Origin of the sequence: Streptomyces recifensis, from assembly GCF_002154615.1 — a bacterium.
GTDB lineage: Bacteria > Actinomycetota > Actinomycetes > Streptomycetales > Streptomycetaceae > Streptomyces > Streptomyces griseoluteus.
Map to the genome: position 1 here is coordinate 1 of NZ_MUNH01000567.1, position 1820 is coordinate 1820.

The window sequence follows — 1820 nt, forward strand, 5'->3', positions numbered from 1 at the left end:
GGACGACATCGAGGTGGTCGCTCAAGTGGCCGCGGGGGACGCGATCCTGACGGCCGCCCTGGAGCACCGGCCGGACGTGGCGCTGCTGGACATCGAGTTGCCGGGGCTGAGCGGGCTGGACGCGGCCGCGCTGCTGCGGGAGCGGGTGCCGGGGTGCCGGGTGCTGATCCTGACCACGTTCGGCAGGCCCGGCTATCTGCGCCGGGCGATGGAGGCGGGGGCGGCCGGCTTCCTGGTGAAGGACGGGCCGGTGGAGGAGCTGGCGCAGGCGGTGCGCCGGGTGCTGGCCGGGGAGACGGTGGTCGACCCCGTTCTGGCGGCGGCCGCGCTCAGCGCGGGACCGAATCCGCTGACCGGCCGGGAGTGCGAGGTGCTGACCGCCTCCGTGGACGGCGCGACGGTCGCCGACATCGCCGCCCGGCTGCACCTGTCGGAGTCCACCGTCCGCAACTACCTCTCCTCGGCGATCGGCAAGACCGGCACCCGCAACCGCGCGGAGGCGGTACGGGAGGCCCGGCAGCGCGGCTGGCTGTGAAGCGCTGACACCCCGTCAGAAACCCAACTCCGGGTCAAGGATTCGTTAGCGTCCCGAAGCAACGGAATAGTTTCCCGTGCATACGAGGTTCACCCTGCACGTATTCACGCGGGAGGACCCCATTTCCATGACCCACACCACGCCCGACCACGCCACCAGGAAAGCGGGCGGGGCCGTAGTCCCGGTGCTCGCCTTCGCGGGCATCGTGGTCGCGGTGATGCAGACCCTGCTCGTGCCGGTCATCAAGGACCTGCCGCAACTGCTAGGCACCGCGCCGAGCAACGCGACCTGGGTCCTCACCTCCACCCTGCTCTCCGGTGCCGTCGCCACCCCGATCATGGGCCGCCTCGGCGACCTGTACGGCAAGCGCCGGATGCTGATCCTCAGCCTGTCCGTGATGGTGGTCGGCGCGCTGGTCAGCGCGGTCACCAGCCAGTTGCTCCTGATGATCGTGGGCCGCACCCTCCAGGGCTTCGCCATGGGCGCGATCCCGCTGGGCATTGGCCTGATGCGCGACATGCTCCCGCGTGAGCGGCTCGCCTCCGCGATGGCGCTGATGAGCTCCTCGATCGGCGTCGGCGGCGGTCTGGCGCTGCCCGCCGCCGCCCTGGTCGCCCAGCACACCGACTGGCACGCCCTGTTCTACGGCGCCGCCGGCCTGGGCGTGCTCGCCATCGGCCTGACCCTGCTGGCCGTCCCCGAGTCCCCGGCCCGCGCCAAGGGCTCCTTCGACCACCCGGGAGCCGCCGGCCTCTCCGCCGGTCTGGTGCTGCTCCTGCTGCCCATCACCAAGGGCAGCGACTGGGGCTGGTCCTCCGGCACCACCCTCGGCCTCTTCGGCGCCGCGCTCGCCGTGCTGCTGCTGTGGGGGGTGTACGAGCTGCGCATACCGGCCCCGCTGGTCGACCTGCGCACCACCGCCCGCCGCGAGGTCCTGCTCACCAACCTCGCCTCGATCATGGTCGGCGTCAGCTTCTACGTCGTCTCGCTGGTCCTCCCCCAGTTGCTCCAGCTCCCCACCGCCACCGGCTACGGCCTCGGTCAGTCGATGGTGGTCGCCGGTCTGTGCGTGGCCCCGCTGGGCCTGACCATGATGTTCACCGCCCCGGTCTACGCCCGCCTCTCGGCCCGCTACGGCCCCCGGACGACCCTGATCATCGGCCTGCTGGTCATCGCGGCCGGCTACGCGGGCGGCCTCGGCCTGATGCACGCCGCCTGGCAGACGATCATCACCTCGATGGTCCTCGGCGCCGGCATCGGCCTGGCGTACTCCTCACTGCCCGCG

2 protein-coding genes are annotated in these 1820 nt (G+C 71.9%); both read left to right on the forward strand.

Annotation, left to right across the window (positions count from 1 at the left end; all coding sequences use genetic code 11):
- The coding region (locus CCN33_RS26070; RefSeq protein WP_107483996.1) for a response regulator transcription factor at positions 1–535 on the forward strand (535 nt) is incomplete at its 5' end.
- 127 nt (positions 536–662) lie between these two features.
- Positions 663–1820: MFS transporter (locus CCN33_RS26075; protein ID WP_086695913.1), on the forward strand; the 1158-nt coding region annotated here is incomplete at its 3' end.